General features: G+C 60.0%; 22 protein-coding genes and 4 tRNA genes. 7 read left to right on the top strand and 19 right to left on the bottom strand.

The window, feature by feature from the left end:
- Positions 1-16 precede the first annotated feature (16 nt).
- From PSH76_RS04025 to rluD, 7 genes are all read right to left on the bottom strand, one after another.
- Positions 17-93 (bottom strand) — tRNA-Pro (locus PSH76_RS04025).
- A 188-nt stretch (positions 94-281) separates the two neighbouring features.
- Positions 282-357: transfer RNA gene (locus PSH76_RS04020), tRNA-Lys, on the bottom strand.
- 5 nt (positions 358-362) lie between these two features.
- A tRNA-Pro gene (locus tag PSH76_RS04015) sits at positions 363-439 on the bottom strand.
- Between the two features lie 9 nt (positions 440-448).
- A tRNA-Asn gene (locus tag PSH76_RS04010) sits at positions 449-524 on the bottom strand.
- Positions 525-819: 295 nt separating this feature from the next.
- Entirely contained in the window at positions 820-3384 is a 2565-nt protein-coding gene (gene clpB / locus PSH76_RS04005; RefSeq protein WP_305493626.1) for an ATP-dependent chaperone ClpB, read from the bottom strand.
- Positions 3385-3519: 135 nt separating this feature from the next.
- Entirely contained in the window at positions 3520-4245 is a 726-nt protein-coding gene (pgeF, locus tag PSH76_RS04000) for a peptidoglycan editing factor PgeF (protein WP_305493625.1), read from the bottom strand.
- Positions 4242-5204 (bottom strand): 23S rRNA pseudouridine(1911/1915/1917) synthase RluD, encoded by a 963-nt coding sequence (rluD, locus tag PSH76_RS03995; protein WP_003188422.1) that lies wholly within the window; start codon positions 5202-5204, stop codon positions 4242-4244. The genes pgeF and rluD overlap by 4 nt, the downstream gene beginning before the upstream one ends.
- 149 nt (positions 5205-5353) lie before the next feature.
- Here rluD and PSH76_RS03990 point away from each other — a divergent pair, with 149 nt between their 5' ends.
- Entirely contained in the window at positions 5354-6379 is a 1026-nt protein-coding gene (locus PSH76_RS03990) for an outer membrane protein assembly factor BamD (protein ID WP_032893630.1), read from the top strand.
- Between the two features lie 127 nt (positions 6380-6506).
- Positions 6507-6740 (top strand): PP0621 family protein, encoded by a 234-nt coding sequence (locus tag PSH76_RS03985; RefSeq protein ID WP_032897621.1) that lies wholly within the window; start codon positions 6507-6509, stop codon positions 6738-6740.
- Here PSH76_RS03985 and thiO read toward each other — a convergent pair.
- From thiO to pilV, 5 genes are read right to left on the bottom strand one after another with little or no spacing between them, the layout of a single operon-like run.
- On the bottom strand, positions 6727-7836 hold the full coding sequence (gene thiO / locus PSH76_RS03980; protein WP_305493624.1) for a glycine oxidase ThiO: 1110 nt from the start codon (positions 7834-7836) through the stop codon (positions 6727-6729). The genes PSH76_RS03985 and thiO overlap by 14 nt on opposite strands.
- Positions 7837-7895: 59 nt before the next feature.
- A complete protein-coding gene (locus PSH76_RS03975; RefSeq protein WP_305493623.1) occupies positions 7896-8300 on the bottom strand; it encodes a type IV pilin protein in 405 nt (134 codons plus the stop codon).
- 11 nt (positions 8301-8311) lie between these two features.
- Complete coding sequence (locus PSH76_RS03970) at positions 8312-8842, bottom strand: PilX N-terminal domain-containing pilus assembly protein (protein ID WP_305493622.1); 531 nt, start codon at positions 8840-8842, stop codon at positions 8312-8314.
- A gap of 5 nt (positions 8843-8847) precedes the next feature.
- Positions 8848-9555: a prepilin-type N-terminal cleavage/methylation domain-containing protein gene (locus PSH76_RS03965; RefSeq protein WP_305493621.1), complete on the bottom strand. Its 708-nt coding sequence runs from the start codon at positions 9553-9555 to the stop codon at positions 8848-8850.
- Positions 9552-10037 (bottom strand): type IV pilus modification protein PilV, encoded by a 486-nt coding sequence (pilV, locus tag PSH76_RS03960; RefSeq protein WP_305493620.1) that lies wholly within the window; start codon positions 10035-10037, stop codon positions 9552-9554. The genes PSH76_RS03965 and pilV overlap by 4 nt, the downstream gene beginning before the upstream one ends.
- 196 nt (positions 10038-10233) lie before the next feature.
- On the opposite strand from pilV, the gene PSH76_RS03955 reads away from it, so the two are divergent.
- A complete protein-coding gene (locus PSH76_RS03955; protein WP_138761268.1) occupies positions 10234-10815 on the top strand; it encodes a GspH/FimT family pseudopilin in 582 nt (193 codons plus the stop codon).
- Here the strand turns inward: PSH76_RS03955 and ispH are convergent.
- The 6 genes from ispH to murJ form a co-directional block, all read right to left on the bottom strand.
- Positions 10769-11716 carry a 4-hydroxy-3-methylbut-2-enyl diphosphate reductase gene (ispH, locus tag PSH76_RS03950; protein WP_032893637.1) on the bottom strand — a complete coding sequence of 316 codons (948 nt, stop codon included), beginning with the start codon at positions 11714-11716 and terminating at the stop codon, positions 10769-10771. The two genes, PSH76_RS03955 and ispH, sit on opposite strands and share 47 nt — an antisense overlap.
- Positions 11717-11897: 181 nt before the next feature.
- Positions 11898-12335 (bottom strand): peptidylprolyl isomerase, encoded by a 438-nt coding sequence (locus PSH76_RS03945; RefSeq protein ID WP_169855857.1) that lies wholly within the window; start codon positions 12333-12335, stop codon positions 11898-11900.
- 7 nt (positions 12336-12342) lie between these two features.
- The gene (gene lspA / locus PSH76_RS03940; RefSeq protein ID WP_044270796.1) at positions 12343-12855 is read right to left on the bottom strand and encodes a signal peptidase II; all 513 of its coding nucleotides are present in this window, start codon (positions 12853-12855) and stop codon (positions 12343-12345) included.
- On the bottom strand, positions 12848-15679 hold the full coding sequence (ileS, locus tag PSH76_RS03935) for an isoleucine--tRNA ligase (protein ID WP_305493619.1): 2832 nt from the start codon (positions 15677-15679) through the stop codon (positions 12848-12850). Before ileS ends, lspA begins: the two co-directional genes overlap by 8 nt.
- Positions 15680-15693: 14 nt before the next feature.
- On the bottom strand, positions 15694-16632 hold the full coding sequence (gene ribF, locus PSH76_RS03930) for a bifunctional riboflavin kinase/FAD synthetase (protein ID WP_057701670.1): 939 nt from the start codon (positions 16630-16632) through the stop codon (positions 15694-15696).
- Between the two features lie 119 nt (positions 16633-16751).
- Positions 16752-18290 carry a murein biosynthesis integral membrane protein MurJ gene (murJ, locus tag PSH76_RS03925; protein ID WP_305493618.1) on the bottom strand — a complete coding sequence of 513 codons (1539 nt, stop codon included), beginning with the start codon at positions 18288-18290 and terminating at the stop codon, positions 16752-16754.
- A 253-nt stretch (positions 18291-18543) separates the two neighbouring features.
- Here murJ and rpsT point away from each other — a divergent pair, with 253 nt between their 5' ends.
- The gene (gene rpsT / locus PSH76_RS03920) at positions 18544-18822 is read left to right on the top strand and encodes a 30S ribosomal protein S20 (RefSeq protein ID WP_003188401.1); all 279 of its coding nucleotides are present in this window, start codon (positions 18544-18546) and stop codon (positions 18820-18822) included.
- A 293-nt stretch (positions 18823-19115) separates the two neighbouring features.
- Here the strand turns inward: rpsT and PSH76_RS03910 are convergent, their stop codons facing one another.
- Positions 19116-19601, bottom strand: coding sequence for a peptidylprolyl isomerase (locus tag PSH76_RS03910; protein WP_027606858.1), 486 nt, complete (start codon positions 19599-19601; stop codon positions 19116-19118).
- Between PSH76_RS03910 and PSH76_RS03905 the strand changes: the two genes are divergently transcribed.
- From PSH76_RS03905 to PSH76_RS03895, 3 genes are all read left to right on the top strand, one after another.
- A complete protein-coding gene (locus PSH76_RS03905) occupies positions 19600-19887 on the top strand; it encodes a DUF3565 domain-containing protein (RefSeq protein WP_102666761.1) in 288 nt (95 codons plus the stop codon). The genes PSH76_RS03910 and PSH76_RS03905 overlap by 2 nt on opposite strands.
- A 79-nt stretch (positions 19888-19966) precedes the next feature.
- Positions 19967-22066 (top strand): phosphate acetyltransferase, encoded by a 2100-nt coding sequence (gene pta / locus PSH76_RS03900; RefSeq protein ID WP_003188396.1) that lies wholly within the window; start codon positions 19967-19969, stop codon positions 22064-22066.
- Positions 22067-22966 (top strand): acyltransferase, encoded by a 900-nt coding sequence (locus PSH76_RS03895; RefSeq protein WP_138761265.1) that lies wholly within the window; start codon positions 22067-22069, stop codon positions 22964-22966. It begins immediately after the preceding gene.
- Positions 22967-23170: the final 204 nt, after the last annotated feature.

Genomic DNA, 23170 nt, shown 5'->3' with positions numbered 1-23170 from the left:
CCTTTTTCATTAAATATGGTCGGGGTAGGGGGATTCGAACTCCCGACATCCTGCTCCCAAAGCAGGCGCGCTACCGGACTGCGCTATACCCCGGAATGCGCATCGCAAAGCCTATGCACATTGACATCATGACGAACCGAAACTACTGTTCGCCTCAGACGGCTGCATGTCTACGGCGATATCTAAGTGCTGTAACACTTTCCAAAACCGTAAAACCGCCTCTATCAGAGCTAGAACCTCTGATTCTAAGATTTGATTCCAGCGTCAACTGGTCTCAAAAATGGTGGGTCGTGTGGGATTCGAACCTACGACCAATTGGTTAAAAGCCAACTGCTCTACCAACTGAGCTAACGACCCAAATATGGTCGGGGTAGGGGGATTCGAACTCCCGACATCCTGCTCCCAAAGCAGGCGCGCTACCGGACTGCGCTATACCCCGGTTTGAAATTGGCTCCGTGACCAGGACTCGAACCTGGGACCCAATGATTAACAGTCATTTGCTCTACCGACTGAGCTATCACGGAACTACATATTTCAAAGTTACTGCTGTGTTGCTTCCTCTTCGACCCTGTCCGTATCGCTACGTTAGCGTCTCTGAGGCGCGCTATTCTACAATCTTAAAAACCCCTGTCAACCCTTTAAATTGCTTTTAAGACAATGATTTGCGCTTCTTTCTGATTTCTTCTTGGGGAGAAGAAACCCGTGGGCTGACGTTGCTGCGGGGCGCACTTTACAAGCCTTTGCCTTACAGTTCAACGCCCTATCGAAAAAAAAGGCCCCGCGATGCGGGGCCTTCTCTGTTTACGCCAAGCGCTGGGCTTAATGGAAGACGATTTCGTCGTCTTTCACCGTCGCCGTGACGCGAGTACCAGGCATAAAGCTGCCCGACAGGATCAACTGCGCCAGCGGGTTCTCGATCCAGCGCTGGATCGCACGTTTAAGCGGCCGTGCGCCATACACTGGGTCGTAACCGACCGCGATCAGCTTATCCAACGCTTCGCCGCTCAGCTCCAGGTCAAGCTCGCGCTCAGCCAGGCGGCTACGCAGGCGGCCCAACTGGATCTCGGTGATGCCCGCGATCTGATCACGCGCCAGAGGCTCGAAGATCACCACTTCGTCGACCCGGTTGATGAATTCCGGACGGAAGTGCGTGGTCAACGCGTCCATCACCGCCGCACGCTGGGCTTCACGATCACCCACCAACTCCTGGATCTGCGCAGAGCCCAGGTTGGAGGTCATCACGATCACTGTATTACGGAAGTCCACCGTACGCCCGTGGCTGTCCGTCAAGCGACCATCTTCGAGCACCTGCAGCAAGATGTTGAACACATCCGGGTGCGCCTTCTCGACCTCATCCAGCAGGATCACCGAGTAAGGCTTGCGCCGCACGGCTTCGGTCAGATAACCGCCCTCTTCGTAACCCACATAGCCTGGTGGTGCACCGATCAGGCGAGCCACCGAGTGTTTCTCCATGAATTCGGACATATCGATCCGCACCATGGCCTCTTCCGTATCAAAGAGGAACTCGGCCAGGGCCTTGCACAACTCGGTCTTACCCACACCGGTCGGACCCAGGAACATGAACGAGCCGCTTGGACGGTTAGGGTCGGACAAGCCTGCCCGGGAACGCCGTACCGCGTTGGACACCGCCACCACTGCCTCTTCCTGGCCGATGACGCGCTGATGCAACAGGCTTTCCATCTTCAGCAACTTGTCGCGCTCGCCTTCGAGCATCTTCGACACCGGAATACCGGTCCACTTGGAGACCACTTCGGCAATTTCTTCCTCGGTCACCTTGCTGCGCAGCAACTGGTTATCAGGCTTGCCATGCTGGTCGACCATCTGCAGGCTGCGCTCCAGGTCCGGGATCACCCCGTACTGCAACTCGGCCATGCGGTTCAGGTCGCCTTTACGGCGCGCGGCTTCCAGTTCCTGGCGGGACTGCTCGATTTTTTGCTGGATCTGCGCCGAGCCCTGCACTTCGGCTTTTTCCGAGGTCCAGATTTCTTCTAGGTCCGAATACTCACGTTCCAGACGGACGATTTCTTCCTGGAGTTTTTCCAGGCGTTTCTTGGCCGCTTCGTCTTCTTCTTTCTTCAGCGCCTGGGATTCGACTTTCAGTTGAATCAGGCGTCGATCCAAACGATCCAGCACTTCCGGCTTGGAGTCGATCTCCATGCGGATGCGGCTGGCCGCTTCGTCGATCAGGTCGATAGCCTTGTCCGGCAACTGACGATCAGTGATATAGCGGTGGCTCAACTTGGCCGCCGCAATGATCGCACCGTCGGTGATCGCCACCTTATGGTGAACCTCATAGCGCTCTTTCAGGCCACGCAGGATCGCGATGGTGTCTTCTTCGCTCGGTTCTTCCACCAAGACTTTCTGGAAGCGACGCTCAAGGGCCGCGTCCTTTTCGATGTACTGACGGTATTCGTTGAGCGTGGTCGCACCGACGCAGTGCAGCTCACCCCGCGCCAAGGCGGGCTTGAGCATGTTGCCGGCGTCCATGGAGCCTTCGCCCTTACCGGCGCCGACCATGGTGTGCAATTCGTCGATAAACAGAATGATCTGCCCTTCCTGCTTCGACAATTCGTTAAGCAAGGATTTGAGGCGCTCTTCGAACTCACCCCGGAACTTGGCACCGGCAATCAGCGAGCCCATGTCCAGAGACAGCAGGCGCTTGCCCTTGAGGCCGTCCGGCACCTCACCATTAATGATGCGCTGGGCCAGGCCCTCGGCAATCGCGGTTTTACCCACGCCAGGTTCACCGATCAGCACCGGGTTGTTCTTGGTGCGACGTTGCAACACCTGGATGGTGCGACGAATCTCGTCGTCACGACCGATCACCGGGTCCAGCTTGCCTTCTTCGGCACGCTTGGTCAGGTCGACGGTGTATTTGTCCAGGGCCTGGCGCGACTCCTCATGGTTAGGGTCGTTCACCGCCTCGCCGCCACGCAGGTTGTTGATGGCGTTTTCCAGGGCTTTCTTGCTCACGCCCTGGCCCAGCAACAATTTGCCGAGTTTGCTGTTGTCGTCCATGGCGGCGAGCAGCACCAGTTCGCTGGAGATGAACTGGTCACCTTTCTGCTGGGCCAGGCGGTCGGCCTGGTTGAGCAGGCGCGCCAGATCCTGGGACATATTCACGTCCCCGGTGGGGTTCTGGATTTTCGGCAGTTGGTCGAGCTCTTTGCTCAACTCCTTGCGCAGGCTGTTGACGTCAAAGCCCACCTGCATCAGCAAGGGTTTGATAGAACCACCTTGCTGTTCCAGGAGCGCCTGCATCAAGTGCGCAGGCTCAATGGCCGGGTGGTCGAGGCCCACCGCCAAGGATTGAGAGTCAGACAAGGCCAACTGCAATTTGCTGGTTAAACGATCAATACGCATTAGTCACCTTCCTTTTGAGCAGGCCGGAGCTATGAACAAACACATCCTGAATGAAGAAACCTGCCAGATACCCTTATAGATGGGGTGGATTCTGGGCGTTTCAAGCGGCGGACGGTTGATACAGGTCAGGACAGTCTAGCGTTCAAGCCAGATAAGGGAGGCGAATCGGCCCGTGTGCGGGCTGCGGCGATAAGAAAAGAAACGCGGGTCGGTCACAGTGCACAAACCGCCACCATACACAGCGGTGACACCACACGCTGCCAGGCGCAGGCGCGCCAACTGGTAGATGTCGGCCATGAACTTGCCAGGGTTGTGGCTGGGAACAAAGGCTTGGGCGGTGGCCGGCAGTTGCTGCATGAATGCTTCACGCACTTCCGGGCCGACCTCAAAGGCTTGTGGGCCAATGGCAGGGCCGAGCCAGACCAGAACCTCTTCAGGGGCGGTATCCAGGCGTTCGAACGCGGCTTCCAGCACACCAGCCGCCAAGCCACGCCAACCGGCATGGGCTGCGGCAACTCGGCTGCCCGCTCGATTACAGAACAGCGCCGGCAAGCAATCGGCGGTCATGGATGTACAGGCGATGCCAGGGGTGCTGGACCAACTGCCGTCAGCCTCGACAGTAAGGCCCGGATCGGCCTCAACCACGCGAGTACCGTGGACTTGGCGCAACCAGGCAGGCTGGATATCGAAGGCGTCACTCAGGCGACGGCGATTTTCAAGGACGGCCTCAAGGCTGTCCTCGACATGATCGCCCAGGTTGAGGCTGTCGAACGGCGCCAGGCTGACGCCGCCCGCACGGGTGGTGACGCAGGCTTTTACCCGAGCCGGCGCGGGCCAGTCAGGTATCAGCCAGTCACTCATCCGACAAACGCCTCGCGATCCTGCTTGAGCAGCGACAACAGCCAGACCAGATCGTCTGGAAGTGGCGATTCCCAGCTCATACGCTTACCGCTCGTCGGATGATCCAGCTCCAGGAAGCGTGCATGCAGTGCCTGGCGCGGGAACGTCTTGAGCGACTCAACCATGGTCTGGCTGGCCGCTGGCGGAATACGGAAGCGGCCACCGTAGGCCGGATCGCCGACCAACGGGAAGTTGATGTGCGCCATGTGCACACGAATCTGGTGGGTACGCCCGGTTTCCAGCTTGACCCGCACATGGGTGTGGGAGCGGAAACGCTCCAGCACACGGTAGTGGCTGACGGCTTGCTTGCCGCCCTCCATCACCGCCATACGCTGGCGCTGCTGGCCGTGACGACCAATGGGTGCGTTGATCTTGCCACCGGCCACAACAACGCCGATCACAATGCACTCATAGATGCGGCTGACGCTACGGCTCTGCAATTGCGTAACCAGTTGCGTCTGCGCCTGAATGGTCTTGGCTACCACCATAAGGCCGGTGGTGTCCTTGTCCAGACGGTGCACGATGCCGCAGCGCGGCACATTGATGATGTCCGGCACGTGGTGCAACAGGGCATTGAGCAAGGTGCCATCAGCGTGCCCGGCGGCCGGGTGAACCACCAGGCCTGCGGGTTTGTTGATGACCAGGATGTCGTCGTCTTCATAGACGATATCCAGCTCGATGTCCTGGGCGACCCATTCTCCCTGGGCTTCCTGCTCGGCAGTCAGCTCAAGAATCGCACCGCCATGGACTATGTCTCGCGGGCGGATAACCGCTCCATCCACAGTCAGGCGGCCGTCTTTGATCCAGGCGGAAAGGCGCGAGCGCGAGTGCTCAGCGAATAATTGTGCGGCGACTTGATCGAGGCGTTGGCCGCCCAATTCGGACGGCACCTCTGCGCGAAGTTCAATTTTATCGGACATGCTCAGACTAGGCGTGGCGTAGCCTTTGGTTTCGGCTGCGCGCTTGTGGTTAAATACGGCGTCTTTTGCCCCGAGGCTTTCAACGGGGCGCTCATCATAACAGGACGGCCCCGCCCAAGACAGCGGCCGTCATAGGGACGCAAGCCGCCATGCAAGTGAAACACCTGCTGCTGATCGCCATCCTCGCCATGACTGCTGCTTGCTCGTCAACAAAGGACGTCGTCGACGAAAACCTGAGCGAAGTCGAGCTGTACCAGCAAGCTCAGACAGACTTGGACAATAATAGCTTCACCAGCGCCACAGCGAAGCTGAAGGCATTGGAGTCGCGTTACCCGTTCGGCCGCTATGCCGACCAGGCCCAGCTTGAGCTGATCTACGCCAACTACAAGAACGCCGAGCCGGAAGCTGCCAAGTCCGCTGCCGAGCGTTTCATCCGCCTGCACCCGCAGCACCCGAACGTGGACTACGCCTACTACATGAAGGGCCTGACCTCGTTCGACCAGGATGTTGGCCTGCTGGCGCGCTTCCTGCCGCTGGACATGACCAAGCGCGACCCGGGTGCTGCCCGCGACTCCTATAACGAGTTCGCCCAGCTGACCAGCCGCTACCCCAACAGCCGCTACGCGCCGGACGCCAAGCAGCGCATGATCTACCTGCGCAACCTGCTGGCTTCGTACGAGATCCACGTGGCCCACTACTACCTGACCCGTCAGGCTTATGTGGCCGCCGCCAACCGTGGCCGCTACGTGGTGGAAAACTTCCAGGAAACCCCATCCGTGGGCGACGGCCTGGCCGTGATGACCGAGGCTTACCAACGCCTGCACCTGGACACCCTGGCGACCACCAGCCTGGAAACCCTGAAGCTCAACTACCCTGACCACCCGAGCCTGAAAGACGGCCAGTTCGTGCCTCAGGTTGCCGAAGCGGACAACCGTTCGTGGCTGAGCAAATACACCCTGGGCCTGATCGAGTCCCGTCCACCGCTGCCGCCGGGTGAAACCCGCGCCAACCAGGACGTGATCAAGATGTACCAGGACGCCAAGGACGCCATTCCTTCGGAGCTCAAGCCGCACGACGAGAACGGCGATGTGATCGAAGAAGAAGAGCCGCAAGCCCTGGGCGATAACCAGGACCGTTCGTGGTTCAGCTACATGACCTTCGGTGTGTTCGACTGATTGTTCGACGCAACGCAAAAAGGGAGCTCTCAAGGAGCTCCCTTTTTTATGAGCGAGTATTTATTGCCCTGTGCGGCCGTGATCACCTTGGCTAAACTGGCGCATTCCTTGTCGAGAAATGCCCATCATGCTTCGTCTACTGTTCTGGATTGCCGTCATTGCCGCCGCGGTATGGTTCTGGCGCAAATTCAAAAACCCTGCCGCCCGTCAGCAACGGCCCGCCGAGCCGGATGCGGCCCTGATGGTGCGTTGCGCCCACTGCGGCGTGCACCTGCCGCAGGACCGCGCACTGAGCTCACGCCAGCAATGGTACTGCACCCAGGCGCACCTGGAACAAGGGCCAAAGTCTATCCAGCGTTGAGGCGACCTGCGGGGGCGTAAGGCGCTGGATCGATGATCGGAGCCCGCGCCAGCAGCAAGTCGGTGAACAACTGGCAAGAGGCTGGTGCGAGTACCAGGCCATTGCGGTAATGCCCGCAATTGAGCCACAACCCCTTGAAGCCAGGGACCTCACCGATAAACGGTATACCTTCGGGTGAGCCAGGCCGCAAACCGGCCCAATGCCCGACTACCTCGGCGTCCGCCAAGGCGGGAATCAGTTCCACCGCAGACGCCTTGAGGCTTTCCAGCGCGATGTCGGTTGGCGTCTTGTCGAACCCTTCATGCTCCAACGTGCTGCCGATCAGGATGTGCCCATCCCGCCGCGGGATCGCATAGCGCCCCTTGGCCAGGACCATGCTGGATAAAAAGTCGGACGCGCATTTGTACAGGATCATTTGGCCCTTGACCGGCTCCACGGGCAGCCCCAAGCCCAGCGTACCCAGCAATTGCCCGCTCCAGGCGCCGGCCGCGAGTACAACCTGATCACCCAAAACCTGGCCGGTAGCGGTATTCACACCCACCACCCTGTCGTCGCCGAGCACAAAGCCCGACACATCGCATTGCTCGTAAATCGTCACGTTCGGCAACGCCAGCAGCGCCGCCTTCAGTGATTTGACCAGGCGCGGGTTGCGAACATTGGCCACGTCGGCCATGTAGATCGCCTGGGCGTAGCCGCCACCCAGCACGGGCACCGCGTCATGGGCCGCCGATACGTCCACTTTACTCAACGGCCGCCCTTCACGGTCAGCCCAGGCCAGTGCATCCGCTTCGTCATCCAGGTCGAGCCAATACAAACCGGTGGTATGTACCTCTGGATCGACGCCGGTGGCAGCAAACAGCCGTTGCGCCAGTTGCGGGTAAAAATCCTGGGACCAATGGGCCAAGGCCGTGACCGCCTGGCTATAGCGCCACGGATACAACGGCGAAACAATCCCACCGCCCGCCCAGGAAGATTCCTGCCCAAGCCCACCGCGCTCCAGCAGCGTAACCCCCTGGCCCTCACTGGCGAGGTTGTACGCCGTCAACAGCCCGATTACTCCACCGCCGACAATCACCACTTGCTGTTGCTTAGCCATCATTTGATCCAGCCGATAAACAGGGAAAGGCGCGCCCGGCGCCCACGCTTCAAGTACGCTCATCCTTGCCCCCAGCAGACCTTGGGCGACATTTCAGGCTCCGCTCCCGGGTTGCTGCGCATACCAGTGCTGGTCAAGCTGAAGGCTGCGCACGCGTCGTTCGCCATGACCGAGTCCGTAGCAGGTGTGGCGAGCAGGTCAAAATCCTGGGGGTTCAGGACGACACTGATTCTATAGTGATCATTGCCCGCGCTGACGTCGCCCGCATCAATAAAAGTGCCATTTCTCGTATACGAACGCTCCAGATGCTGGGCTTGTTCGCTCAACAACGCGACGATCTGCGCCCGGTACACCTTTTTTACCTGCCCGAGGTACCCGGGATACGTAATCCCGGCCAGCAACGCGATGATCGCCACGACGATCAGTAACTCCATCAGGGTAAAACCCTGGCTCTCCTTGCCCATCCGATTGCTCCTTATTGAAGTTGCCGCCATAAGACCCGTCGAAACCTGACGCGGCCGCCCTCCTCTACCCGTGCATAGACCGTCTCCAGCACCGTGCGCGATTGCCCCGCGAGCCCGACCGAGGTGACACGAAAAAGCGAGGCCGGGGAACGGGGCGGCAAATGAGCCAGCCCTTTACCCTCCCCGAGGGATTGAATGCCATAAAACCCATCCTTCAAGGCAAGCCAGGTGACCGCCGAGGCAGGGTTCGTCCCGGCCGCCGTCAAGGAAAAAGCTTCAGCAGGCGGCGCACAGCGGGTGATCGAGTGACAGACAGGCATCGCCTGGCCAACCTTTTGCACGGCCGATTCCCCCAACCTCAGCCCGCTTTCGGCAGCTTGAAACGATTGATTGCGATGCCACAGGCTGCTCGCGACTTTTTGCTGGGAGACCGCAGCCTGTATCGAAGACAGCCCCACCTGCGACAGCACCAACAGAAACACCAGACTGATCAGCAGCACCATCCCGGCCTGCCGTACACGAATACCACCCTGTATGGTCATCGCCCCTACCCCAGTCGATTCCGCAGTGCCGCCACGACACTGTAGGTCTGGTCCTTCACCCGCCCAGCGGGGTCTTGAAGGGTCATGAGGATGCGCACGCTACGTATCAGCGACTCATCGGCCGGATGGCTGTCGTAGCGCACCACACCCGTTGATGCCGAGGTGGCCGCCATGCCGAAGCTGACATCGAATGCCCGTACGTTATCCATCAATACCGCCCTGGCTGGTGCTGCCGGGGTACTGATCTTCAACTGGCCCGACTCGTAGGTGTAGGTGAGTTGGCGTATGCCAAAGCGAAGCTGGCCGGGTTCGACAACGGGTGGTGTGCCGGCATAAGCTCGGGCCGCCTCCTTGCAGTCGGAGAGCACCGTCCAGTCGGGCTTGCCGACGCCGTCGCCGACATTCGCGGTCACCAGCGTCAGCGACTTCGCGCTCCCCGCCGCTTCCCAGCTTATCGGCCGATCAAAGGCAGCCGGAGCATTGTCGATAACGGCCATGGCCAAACACCCCAACATGCCTGCCTGGCGAATATCCTGGGTGATCTTGCTCAGCACAAACCGTGCATCATCCTGCAGCAGCATGGCGGCCTGCTGGCTGGCATGGGTCAACCGCGCACTGATCAGTATCTGGCTTGCCCCAAGTATCAAAACCAACCCGAGGGCGAGCGCCAGCAAGACTTCCACCAGGCTGAAACCTCGCGCAAGACGCTTCATTGCGACACTCCTTGTTCATTGCTGATGCGACTGGTCAGGGTGAAGGTTTCCCGCGCCCCTGGACGGTTTGCTGCCCGGGCATCCACCCAACTGATGCTGATGGTGACCTCGTGCCCGTTCACCACCACTGAACCTTTGGCATCCTCGCCGGCAAAACCCATGATATTGGCTTCGAAATCGTGCAGGTCCAGGTCACGCACGCTGGCGGTGGCAGTGTTGGGTGGTGCCAGCTCTGCCCTGCCCCATGTGTAATCCGCGCCAGCATTGGTGCGAATACGGTCGAGCATGTCGTAGGCAATAAAGCTCGCTTGGCTGGTCATCCTGGCGCTGTTGGTGTACTTGAGCGCGTTGAGTTGCAGCACCGCAGCGCCCATCAGGCCGATCGCCAAAATCAACAGCGCTACCAGCACTTCGACCAGCGTCATGCCGGACTGGCGCGAGCGCGCAGCGCGCAGGAAAAATCGGTTCTGGCAGGCTGGCATTTGCGTCCTCATCCATGTCGAAGGCCGGTTAAAAAAGCAGGCAAAGCCTGCTGTGCGACCCAAGACTAGCGTCGGTTTTCGAGCCGCGCTGCTCCCGGAATAAAGGGAAATACTTTGGACATAAAGGCCATCATCCAGGGCCAGGGACCAAGCGCTATACCTAGAAAACCCACTCGTGCCCAAGGAGGGAACGCACATGAAACAACGAGGATTCACCCTGATTGAAATGCTGCTGGGGCTGATCGTCACCAGTTTTCTCGCACAACTGGCCGTACCTGGTTTCAAGGGTTTACTTGAATCACAGCAACGACAAAACGTTGCCCAATCACTTGCCTCCGGGCTGCGCTACGCACGTACCGAGGCCATCGCGCGCAACCGGGCGGTGGTGATTCATGCAAAGAGTGAGGACTGGAGCCTGGGATGGCGCGTGATACTGGATGTGAGTGGGCGCGGCCACCTGGATGACGACAATCCAGTATTGCTGGAGCGTGAGGGCAGTGGGCGCGTGCCGGTCGCCGGTAATGGCCCGGTGACGAGCCAAGTGCGCTTCAGCGGCCTGGGGGAGCCGGTGTTCGCCGGCGGGGGATTTCGTGCCGGCACCGTGCACGTGTGTGACAAGGCCCATGCACAGAGCCTGTATCAGATCGTGCTGGCCCCCAGCGGGCGCATCAGCCTGCGCAGTGACAAGACCGAACAGGCACTATGCCGAGGTTATTCCAGCACCCTGGCCGTCAGAGCAGCGAGCGGACCCGCAGCTCCTTGGGCATCGAGAACGTGATGTTTTCTTCACGACCCGCCAGCTCATCGGCGCCGGTGGCACCCCAGGCCTGCAACTGTTGGATCACGCCGCGCACCAGCACTTCCGGAGCGGAGGCACCCGCCGTGATGCCGATACGCTCGACACCGTCGAACCAGCTGCGCTGCATGTCTTCGGCGCCGTCGATCAGGTACGCCGGTGTGGCCATGCGTTCGGCCAGCTCGCGCAAGCGGTTGGAGTTGGAACTGTTAGGGCTGCCGACTACCAGTACCACATCGCATTCATTCGCCAGTTGCTTGACCGCATCCTGGCGGTTTTGTGTGGCGTAGCAGATGTCATCCTTGCGGGGGCCGCCAATGGCCGGGAAACGCGTGCGCAGGGCGTCGATGACGCGACTGGTATCGTCCATGGACAAGGTGGTCTGGGTGACGAAAGCCAGGCGATCAGGGTTGTGCACCTGCAGGTTGGCAACGTCTTTTTCGTCTTCCACCAGGTAGATGGCGCCGCCGTTGCTGGCATCGTACTGGCCCATGGTGCCTTCGACTTCCGGGTGACCGGCATGGCCGATCAGGATGCATTCGCGGCCGTCGCGGCTATAACGCGCGACCTCGATGTGCACCTTGGTCACCAGCGGGCAGGTGGCATCGAACACTTTTAGGCCACGGCCGGCCGCTTCGGTACGCACAGCCTGGGACACACCATGGGCACTGAAGATGACGATAACGTCGTCGGGGACCTGGTCGAGTTCTTCGACAAAGATCGCACCGCGTGCGCGCAGGTCTTCGACCACGAACTTGTTATGCACGACTTCGTGGCGCACATAAATCGGCGGCCCGAAGACTTCCAAGGCGCGGTTGACGATTTCGATCGCCCGGTCCACGCCAGCGCAGAAGCCACGGGGGTTGGCGAGTTTGATTTGCATGCTGTGCCTCGTGCCTTGCAGGCCAAGAAATTGGATCAACTCAGCTCTATAGAATAAGCGTCTGTGGGAGCGGGCTTGCCCGCGATGCAAACGACTCGATGTATCAGGTACACCGAGGTGATGCTATCGCAGGCAAGCCAGCTCCCACACAAGCCAGCCCCACAGGAACCGGTTTCGTCAGTTAGAGCGCTTTAACGTCGATGATTTCAACATCAAACGTCAAGGTTTTACCGGCCAACGGATGGTTAAAGTCGATGGTCACTTGCGCATCATCGAAGGCTTTAACCACTCCGGGCAATTCGGTATTGGCCGCATCATTGAAGATCACCAGCAAACCTTCCGACAGGTCCATGCCTTCGAACTGCGAACGCGGGATGATCTGCACGTTTTGCGGGTTGGGTTGGCCGAAGGCGTTTTCCGGCAGGATCTGCAGGTTGCGCTTGTCGCCCGCCTTGAACCCGAACAATGCTGCTTCAAAACCAGGCAGCAGGTTACCGTCGCCCACCTTGAAGGTTGCCGGGGCCTTATCGAAAGTGCTGTCTACCGTGTCGCCATTCTCCAGGCGCAATGCGAAATGCAAAGTGACTTCCGTGTTCTGGCCGATGCGTTGCTCAGCCAATACCTGATCAGTCATTGACGGTTTCTCCGGTTTTCTTGCTCTTGAACATATCCAGCGCCAGCATGATTGCACCAACGGTGATGGCGCTGTCGGCAAAGTTGAACGCCGGGAAGTAGTAGCGGTTCTGCCAATGCACCAGGATAAAGTCGATCACATGGCCCAGGGCGATGCGGTCATACAGGTTACCCAGCGCGCCGCCCAACACCAGCGCCAGCGCGATGGCCAGCCAGGTGTCGTCGCGGCCCAGGCGCTTGAGCCACACCACCAGCACGGCACTCACCACCACGGCGATCACCGCGAACAGCCAGCGCTGCCAGCCACCGCCATCAGCCAGAAAGCTGAAGGCGGCGCCAGTGTTGTAGGCCAGGGTCCAGCTGAAGTAATCCGGGATCACCACGATTTGCTGGAACATTTCCAGGGAGCCTTCGAAGTGAGCCTTGCTGACCTGGTCAATGACCAGCACCAGCAGGCTCAGTACGAGCCAGCCCAGACGTCCGAAACGACTGGCTGCATTAGGCATAGTGGCGAACCTCGCCTTCACCGCTGATGTTATCGACACAACGACCGCAGATTTCCGGGTGCTCAGGGTTCACACCGACATCTTCACGGCAGTGCCAGCAACGGGCGCACTTAGGGAAGGCCGACTTCACCACTTTGAGCTTCAGGCCCGGCACCTCGGTGACCACGGCATCTGCCGGGGCCTGGGCGAAAGGTGCCAGGCTCGCGGTAGAGGTGATCAGCACGAAGCGCAGTTCGTTGCTCAGCTTGGCCAGGTCGGCGGTCAGGCCATCTTCGGCAAACAGAGTGACTTCGGCTTGCAGGTTGCCACCCACGACCTTGGCCGCACGTTGGACTTCCAGCTCCTTGTTCACTGCAACCTTGACGGCCATGACGCCTGCCCAGTACTCGCGGCCCAGTTCGAAGTCGGCCGGCAGTTCGGTCAAGCCTTCGTACCAGGTGTTGAGCATGACGGACTCGTTACGCTCGCCCGGCAGGTATTCCCACAGCTCGTCGGCGGTGAACGCCAGGATCGGTGCGATCCAGCGCACCAGCGCTTCGCTGATGTGGTACAGCGCGGTCTGCGCCGAACGGCGCGCCTTGCTGTTGGCGCCGGTGGTGTACTGACGGTCCTTGATGATGTCGAGGTAGAAACCGCCCAGCTCCTGCACGCAGAAGTTGTGGATCTTGGAGTAGACGTTCCAGAAGCGGTATTCGCCGTAGTGCTCTTGCAGCTCGCGCTGCAGCAACAGGGTACGGTCCACGGCCCAACGGTCCAGGGCGAGCATGTCTTCGGCCGGCAGCAGGTCGGTGGCCGGGTTGAAACCGGTCAGGTTCGACAGCAGGAAGCGCGCGGTATTGCGGATACGACGGTAGGCGTCGGCGCTGCGGGCCAGGATCTGGTCCGACACGGCGATTTCACCCGAGTAATCGGTGGAGGCCACCCATAGGCGCATGATGTCGGCGCCCAAGGTGTCGTTGATCTTTTTCGGTTCGATCACGTTCTTCAGCGACTTGGACATCTTGCGGCCCGTCTCGTCGACGGTGAAGCCGTGAGTCAGCAGCTCGCGGTACGGCGCGTGATTGTCGATGGCGCAACCGGTCAGCAATGACGAGTGGAACCAGCCACGGTGTTGGTCCGAACCTTCCAGGTACAGGTCGGCGCGCGGGCCGGTCTCGTGACCCATCGGGTGCGAGCCACGCAGCACGTGCCAGTGAGTGGTGCCCGAATCGAACCACACATCCAGGGTGTCGCTGATCTTGTCGTACAGCGGCGCTTCGTCGCCCAGCAGCTCGGCGGCGTCCAGCTTGAACCAGGCTTCGATGCCTTCTTGCTCAACGCGCTGGGCCACGACTTCCATCAACTCGACGGTGCGTGGGTGCAGCTCGCCGCTTTCCTTGTTCAGGAAGAACGGGATCGGCACGCCCCAGTTACGCTGGCGGGAGATGCACCAGTCAGGACGGTTGGCGATCATCGAGTGCAGGCGCGCCTGGCCCCAGGCCGGAACGAACGTGGTGTCTTCGATGGCCTTGAGCGAACGTACGCGCAGGGTGTCGCCGCTGGTCGGCTCTTTGTCCATGCCGATAAACCACTGCGCCGTAGCGCGGTAGATCAGCGGGGTCTTATGACGCCAGCAATGCATGTAGCTGTGCTGGATGGTGGCGGTTTGCATCAGCGCACCGACTTCACGCAGCTTTTCGATGATCGGTTGGTCGGCCTTGAAGATGAACTGGCCACCGAAGAACTCGAGCGAAGGCACGTATACGCCGTTGCTCTGCACCGGGTTGATGATGTCATCGTTGACCATGCCGTACTTCTTGCAGATCACGAAGTCGTCCACACCATAGGCAGGCGAGCAGTGAACAATGCCAGTACCCGAACCCAGCTCGACGTAGTCAGCCAGGTACACCGGCGACAGACGGTCATAGAACGGGTGACGGAAGTTGATCAGCTCCAGCGCAGAACCGGTGGTGGTGGCGATTACCGAACCTTGCAGCTCGTAACGCGCCAGGCACGACTCGACCATTTCTTCGGCCAGCACCAGCAGGCGATCACCAACATCCACCAGGGCGTAGGTGAATTCCGGGTGCACGTTCAGCGCCTGGTTGGCCGGGATGGTCCAGGGGGTGGTGGTCCAGATCACGATGGCGGCTGGCTTGGCCAGGCTTGCCAGGCCGAACGCCTCGGCCAGCTTGGCGTCGTCGGCGATCGGGAAGGCCACGTCGATGGTCGAGGACTTCTTGTCTTCGTACTCCACTTCCGCTTCGGCCAGGGCCGAACCGCAGTCAAAGCACCAGTTCACGGGCTTGAGGCCCTTGAACACGAAACCGCCCTTGACGATTTCGGCCAAGGCACGGATTTCACCGGCCTCGTTCTTGAAACTCATGGTTTTGTAAGGGTTGTCCCACTCGCCCAGCACACCCAGGCGGATGAACTCGGACTTCTGCCCTTCGATCTGTTCGGCGGCGTAGGCACGGCACAGTTCGCGGGTCTTGTCCGCGCCCAGGTTCTTGCCGTAGGTCACTTCGACTTTGTGTTCGATCGGCAGGCCGTGGCAGTCCCAACCCGGGACATACGGCGCGTCAAAGCCCGACAGGGTCTTGGAGCGCAGGATCATGTCCTTGAGAATCTTGTTCAGCGCATGACCGATGTGAATCGTGCCGTTGGCATAAGGAGGGCCGTCGTGCAGGACGAATTTCGGACGATCCTTGCCAATTTCGCGCAACTTTCCGTACAGGCCAATACTGTCCCAGCGCTGCAGGATCTGCGGTTCGCGCTGTGGCAGGCCGGCCTTCATTGGGAAGGCGGTGTCCGGAAGGTTTAGCGTGGCTTTATAGTCGGTCATTTAAGGCTCTTCGGTTAGCGATGGGCGCTAGGTGCGGCTAGTGCACGGGCGGCGGCGACATCCGCATTGATCGCCGTTTTCAACGCCTCAAGGGAGGCGAAACGCTGCTCTTCACGCAGCTTCTGGTGGAAAACCACCGTCAAACGCCGGTCGTATAAATCACCGGCAAAATCCAAAAGGTGAACTTCCAGGTGGGCCTTGCCATCACCTGCAACCGTGGGCCTGACGCCTATATTGGCGACTCCTGGCCACGATTGGCCGTCGATGTCGACGCTTACCAGGTAAACCCCGGTCAGCGGCACACGACGGCGCTTGAGTTGCACGTTGGCGGTTGGCGTGCCCAGTTGGCGCGCCAGCTTCTGGCCGTGCAGTACCCGCCCGGCAATGCGGAACGGGCGACCGAGCAAACGCTCGGCCAGGTCGAAGTCGGCGGCGGCCAGGGCGTTACGCACCTGGGTGCTGCTCACGCGCAAGCCGTCCAGTTCGACGGTTTGCGCGGCTTCGACAGTGAAACCCTGATTGACGCCGGCATGCTGCAGGAAATCGAAATCCCCGACCCGGTCACAACCGAAATGGAAGTCGTCGCCGACCTCCAGGTGCTGCACACCCAAGCCGTCCACCAGGATGCGGTCGACGAACTCGGCGGCGCTGAGGCTGCGCAAACGCTGGTTGAATGCCAGGCAGAGGACACGGTCCACGCCCTCTTCCGCCAACAGCTGCAACTTGTCCCGCAAGCGCGCCAAGCGGGCCGGCGCGGTTTGCGGGGTAAAGAACTCCCGCGGTTGCGGCTCAAAAATCACCACGCAGCTGGGCACGCCCAACTCGACCGCACGCTCGCGCAGCCGAGCCAGGATAGCCTGGTGGCCACGGTGAACACCGTCAAAGTTGCCAATAGTGGCGACGCAGCCCCGATGCTCGGGGCGCAGGTTGTGGAGACCTCGAACCAGCTGCATAACGCGCTTCTTGCTCATAAAGTGGTCGATTATAACCACACCCAGCCCCGGACGACAGGCAACAGCGCAGGCCAAATGGGTCGAATCGATAAAACAATCGTTTTATCGCGGCAAACTCGCTATCCCAACGACTTGCGATTGAAATCGCGCAGGCGAAAACCCTGCAACAGCAACATCCCGAAGTACACCACCACGCCCGCCACGACCAATACACCCAGGCGCATGAAGCGCTCCAGCATATTGCCTTGGCACCAGGCCGGCATGATGTGCATCAGGCCAAACAGCACAACCGACATCGCGGCGACCGCCACCAGCAGCTTGAGCGCAAACACGCCCCAGCCTGGCTGTGGTTGATACATCTGTTGTTTACGCAATTGGTAAAACAGCAGGCCTGCGTTTATGCATGCACCTGCGCTGATCGCCAAGGCCAGGCCGGCGTGGGCCAGCGGGCCGATAAACACCAGGTTGAGCAATTGCGTCACGACTAGGGTAAAAATCGCGATTTTCACCGGGGTGCGGATGTTTTGCTGGGCGTAGAAGCCCGGCGCCAGCACCTTGATCACGATAATGCCGAGCAGGCCGACAGAGTAGGCGACCAGCGCATGCTGGGTCATCAAGGCGTCATGGGCGTCGAACTGCCCGTACTGAAACAGCGAGACCGTCAACGGTTCGGCGAGGATGCCCAGGGCCAGGGCGCACGGCAGCACCAGCAAAAAGCACAGGCGCAGGCCCCAATCGAGGATGCGCGAATATTCCTGGCGATCCTTGCTGGCATAGGTACGCGCCAAGGTCGGCAGCAGGATCGTGCCCAACGCCACACCCAGCACACCGGATGGCAATTCCATAAGGCGGTCGGCGTAGTACATCCACGACACCGAGCCGGATACCAGCAACGAGGCGAACGCGGTGTTGATGATCAGGGAGATCTGACTGACCGACACCCCGAGGATCGCCGGCAGCATGTTGCGCATGACGCGCCACACGCCAGTGTCCTTGAGGTTCAGGCGCGGCAGTACGAGCATGCCGATTTTTTTCAGGTGGGGCAGCTGGTACAGCAACTGTGCCAGGCCGCCGGCCAGCACCGCCCAACCCAGCGCCATGACGGGCGGGTCGAAGTACGGTGTGAGGAACAGCGCAAAAATAATCATGCTGACGTTCAGCAAGGTCGGCACGAAGGCCGGCACCGAGAAACGGTTCCAGGTATTGAGGATCGCCCCAGCGAGCGAAGACAGGGAAATCAGCAATATATAAGGAAAGGTCACCCGCAGCAGATCAGTGGTGAGCGCGAACTTTTCCGGCGTATTGGCAAAACCAGGCGCCGTGGCCCAGATCACCCAGGGCGCGGCGAGCATTCCCACGATGGTTACCAGCATCAGCACCAGGGTCAGCAAACCCGAGACGTAGGCGATGAACGTACGAGTCGCCTCCTCGCCATGCTGGGTCTTGTATTCGGCCAGGATCGGCACGAACGCCTGGGAAAATGCGCCTTCGGCGAAGATCCGCCGCAACAGGTTGGGCAGTTTAAAGGCAATAAAGAACGCATCCGTGGCCATGCTGGCCCCAAAGATGCGTGCCAGCAGGGTGTCACGCACGAACCCCAAAACCCGGGAAATCATCGTGATAGAGCTGACGGCAGCCAACGATTTGAGCAGATTCATTGAAAGAGTTTGCGCCTATAGATAAAGAGCAGGCGAACTACGCGCCCACTTATGCGATACTGCGCGCCTGCAACAGCACAGAGCCAAAGCTCGCGAGTTTACAGGTCAAGCGCCGGAAATAAATCACCCGCCTCTTCAGATCGACCACTCAGCAGTTCGCATCAGCCGCCCTTGACAACCCGTCAAGTCATCGGCATGATTCGCGGCCTATTTTGTTTGCTATTTCCTAAAAAGTCTTTCGAGGAGCTCGACGGTGGCCAACACACCTTCCGCCAAAAAACGTGCAAAACAGGCTGAGAAGCGTCGCAGCCACAACGCCAGCCTGCGTTCCATGGTTCGCACCTACATCAAGAATGTAGTCAAAGCCATCGACACCAAAGACGCTGAAAAAGCTCAAGCAGCTTACGTTCTGGCTGTGCCTGTTATCGACCGTATGGCCGATAAAGGCATCATCCACAAGAACAAGGCCGCTCGCCATAAGAGCCGCCTGAATGGCCACATCAAGGCTCTGAGCGTTCCTGCTGCAGCCTAAGTGGTAACAACTGCAACGCAGCTCAGGCTGTGTAACAGTTAAGAAATGCCCCGCACCGAAAGGTCCGGGGCATTTTTGTGTGCGCCGAAAAACACGCCCAACAACTGTAGGAGCGAGCTTGCTCGCGAAAATCGTTAACGATGACACGGGAAGCCTGGCGCCCAGCGGGGCTCTCAGGTTTTTCGCGAGCAAGCTCGTTCCTACAGAGAGTTGACCGGGGATATTCTCAGGGCAAAAAAAAAACGCCCCGAACCAGTCGGGGCGTTTTTGCTACCACTTGATCAAAACATCAATCAATGGTGATGACCGCCTTCACCGTGGACGTGGCCGTGAGCCACTTCTTCCTGGGAAGCGTCGCGGATGGCCACGATCTTCACTTGGAAGTTCAGGCGCTGGCCAGCCAGAGGGTGGTTACCGTCAACGGTGACGTCGTCGCCGTCCAGGTCGCGGATGGTGACGATCTGCATTTGGCCGTCCGGCGCCGAAGCGTGGAACTGCATGCCCACTTCCAGCTCATCAACACCTTCGAACATGCTGCGGCTCAAGGTGCTGACCAGTTCGGCGGAGTATTCGCCGTAGGCATCTTCAGGTTCTACGGCGACGGTCAGTTCGTCACCGACGCTCTTGCCTTCCAGAGCCTTTTCCAAGCCCGGGATGATGTTGCCTGCGCCTTGCAGGTAAACCAGCGGCGCGCCGCCGGCGGAGCTGTCGATGACCTCACCAGCGTCGTTGGTCAGGGTATAGTCGATGGAGACAGCCTTGTTAGCGGCGATCGTCATGGGGCGAGACCTTTTGCATAAGAATGAAGAACGGACAAGTCTAAACAAGGATTTGCCCGAAAGCGAACGGAACCCGGACGGACGGGGCCGATCAACGGTCACGATCACAGGTTTTCATCAAGACGACGATGGGCACTGGGTGGCCGAGCTGTCTTGCGGCCACACCCAGCACCTGCGCCACCAGCCGCCCTGGCAGTCACGCGCCTGGGTGCTCGACCCCGCGCAACGCCTTGAAAAAATAGGCCAGGCCTTTGCGTGCGGCTGGTGTGCGCAAGGGCACGAATAACGATAACCTTGGCGCCTGATTCGCGGTAGGCACTCACCCATAGAGCGCCACCCAAGCCATGCACCTCCAGAGAATTCGCATGCAGACTTTTTTTATCGCGCCCACCGATTTTGGTGTGGGTCTGACCTCCATCAGCCTTGGGCTGGTGCGTACCCTGGAACGGGCCGGCCTGAAAGTCGGCTTTTTCAAACCCATTGCCCAACCACACCCTGGCGACACCGGGCCGGAACGCTCCACCGAGCTGGTGGCGCGCACCCACGGCCTGAAACCGCCGCAACCGCTTGGCCTGGCTCACGTAGAGCGCATGCTCGGCGACGGCCAGCTCGATGAGCTGCTCGAAGAGATCATCACCCTTTACCAACAGGCAGCCGTAGGCAAGGACGTGCTGATCGTCGAAGGCATGGTGCCTACCCGCAGCGCCAGCTATGCGGCACGGGTCAACCTGCACCTGGCCAAGAGCCTGGACGCAGAAGTGATCCTGGTCTCGGCCCCGGAAAACGAAGTGCTCACCGAGCTTTCCGGCCGCGTGGAATTGCAGGCCCAACTGTTTGGCGGCCCCAAAGATCCGAAAGTGCTGGGCGTGATCCTCAACAAGGTACGCACCGACGAAAGCATGGAAGCCTTCTCGGCGCGCCTCAAAGAGCATTCGCCGCTGTTGCGCAGCGGTGATTTCCGGCTGCTCGGCTGCATCCCCTACCAACCCGAGCTGAATGCTCCGCGCACCCGCGATGTGGCGGACTTGATGGGCGCGCAGATCCTCAACGCCGGCGACTACGAAAGCCGGCGCATGACCAAGATCATCATTTGCGCGCGCACCATGCGTAACACCGTCGAACTGCTCAAACCCGGCGTGTTGGTGGTGACCCCGGGCGATCGCGACGACATCATCCTCGCCGTCAGCCTGGCCGCCATCAATGGCGTGCCGCTGGCCGGGCTGCTGCTGACCAGCGACACCCTGCCCGACCCGCGCATCATGGATCTGTGCCGAGGCGCCTTCCAGGCCGGGTTGCCGGTGTTGTCGGTGAGCACCGGCTCCTATGACACCGCCAACCAGCTCAATAGCCTCAACAAGGAAATCCCCATCGATGACCGCGAGCGCGCGGAAATCATCACCGATTTTGTCGCCAGCCACCTCGATGCACGCTGGCTGCACCAGCGTTGCGGCACGCCACGGGAGATGCGCCTGTCGCCGGCGGTGTTCCGTTACCAACTGATCCAACGCGCCCAGGCCGCCAACAAACGTATCGTGCTGCCCGAAGGCAGTGAGCCGCTGACCGTACAGGCCGCCGCGATCTGCCAGGCCCGCGGCATTGCCCGTTGCGTGCTGTTGGCCAAGCCTGCGGATGTGGAAGCCGTTGCCCGTGCCCAGGGTATCGACCTGCCCGAAGGCCTGGAGATTCTCGACCCCGACCTGATTCGCCAACGCTACGTGGAGCCGATGGTCGCCCTGCGCAAGAGCAAAAGCCTCAACGCGCCCATGGCCGAGCAACAACTGGAAGACACCGTGGTGATCGCCACCATGATGCTCGCCCTCGACGAAGTGGATGGCCTGGTCTCCGGCGTGATTCACTCCACCGCCAACACCATTCGCCCCGCGTTACAGTTGATCAAGACCGCGCCGGGCTGCACCTTGGTGTCGTCGGTGTTCTTCATGCTGTTCCCCGAGCAGGTGCTGGTGTACGGCGACTGCGTGATGAACCCGCACCCAAGCGCTGCAGAACTGGCAGAGATCGCCCTGCAAAGCGCCGACTCGGCAGCCGCGTTCGGCATCACGCCACGGGTGGCGATGATCAGCTATTCCAGCGGTGACTCGGCCAGCGGCGAGGAAGTGGAAAAAGTCCGCGAAGCCACCCTGCTCGCCCACGAACAACAAAGCTCGCTGCTGATCGACGGCCCGTTGCAATACGACGCCGCCGCCAACGAAAACGTCGCCCGGCAACTGGCGCCCAACAGCCAGGTGGCAGGCAAGGCCACCGTGTTTGTGTTCCCAGACCTGAACACCGGCAACACCACCCACAAAGCCGTACAACGCAGCGCCGATTGCGTGAGCCTGGGGCCGATGCTCCAGGGCCTGCGCAAACCGGTCAATGACCTGCCACGTGGCGCCCAGGTGGACGACATCGTGTACACCATCGCCCTCACGGCGATCCAAGCCGCCAACCGACCCATGGATATCTAAATGCTGGATTTTCTACCTGCCGCCGTGCGCGGGGTGATCGCTTCGCTGTTGCTGGCGCTGAACACGATCCTGCTGTGTTCGTTCCTGTTCATCGTGGCGCTGTTCAAGGCGCTGCCGTTTGCCAAGCGCCTGAGCGAATGGCTGATGAACCACACCCACGAAGCCTGGGTCACCAACAACAAGGGCTGGATGAACCTGGTGCGGCGTACGCGCTGGCACCTGACCGGCCTTGAGGGCTTGGACTACCAGCACTCGTACCTGGTGACCAGCAACCATCAGAGCTGGGTCGACATCATGGTGTTGCAGTACGTGCTCAATCGGCGCATTCGCCCGCTGAAGTTCTTCCTCAAGCAAGAGCTGATCTGGGTACCGGTGATTGGCCTGGCGTGGTGGGCACTGGGCTTTCCCTTCATGAAGCGCTACAGCAAGGCTTATTTGGAGAAGCACCCGGAGAAGAAAGGCAAAGACCTGGAAACCACGCGCAAGACCTGCGCGAAGTTTCGCGATAACCCCGTGGGGATTTTTAACTTTGCCGAAGGCACCCGCTTTACCCCGGGCAAGCATGCGCAGCAGCAGTCACCGTTTCGCTACCTGCTTAAACCCAAGGCGGGCGGTATTGCGTTTGTGCTGGATGCCATGGGTGAGCAGCTCAAATCACTGGTGAATGTGACCATCCACTACCCCGGCGGGCGCCCAGGTTATTGGGATCTGCTGTGCGGCAATGTGAAGGACGTGGTGGTGCACTTTGAAGAAGTACAGATCCCGGCTGAGTTCATCGGCAAGAATTATGAGCAGGATGGGGACTATCGGTTGGCGTTCCAGGGCTGGATCAACCGGTTGTGGCAAGACAAGGATGCGTTGCTGGAGCAGCTTCACAAAGACTTTCCGGCCAGCCGCTGATCAACATGGGGAGCAGGCTTGCCTTAATATCACTCGGTAGGAGCGAGCTTGCTCGCGAAAAACTCATAGGCGCCGCGTTTATCCAGGAAGCACACGTAATCGTTGACGTTTTTCGCGAGCAAGCTCGCTCCTACAGAAAGCAATAGCCAGGCCTCAAGCATGTAAAAGCCCGCCACCGAGTGATCGATGGCGGGCTTTTTTATG

Origin of the sequence: Pseudomonas sp. FP215 (genome assembly GCF_030687795.1) — a bacterium.
GTDB lineage: Bacteria > Pseudomonadota > Gammaproteobacteria > Pseudomonadales > Pseudomonadaceae > Aquipseudomonas > Aquipseudomonas salmasensis.
Note: the sequence above shows the minus strand (reverse complement) of the source record. Positions and strands in the feature narration are given on the sequence as shown.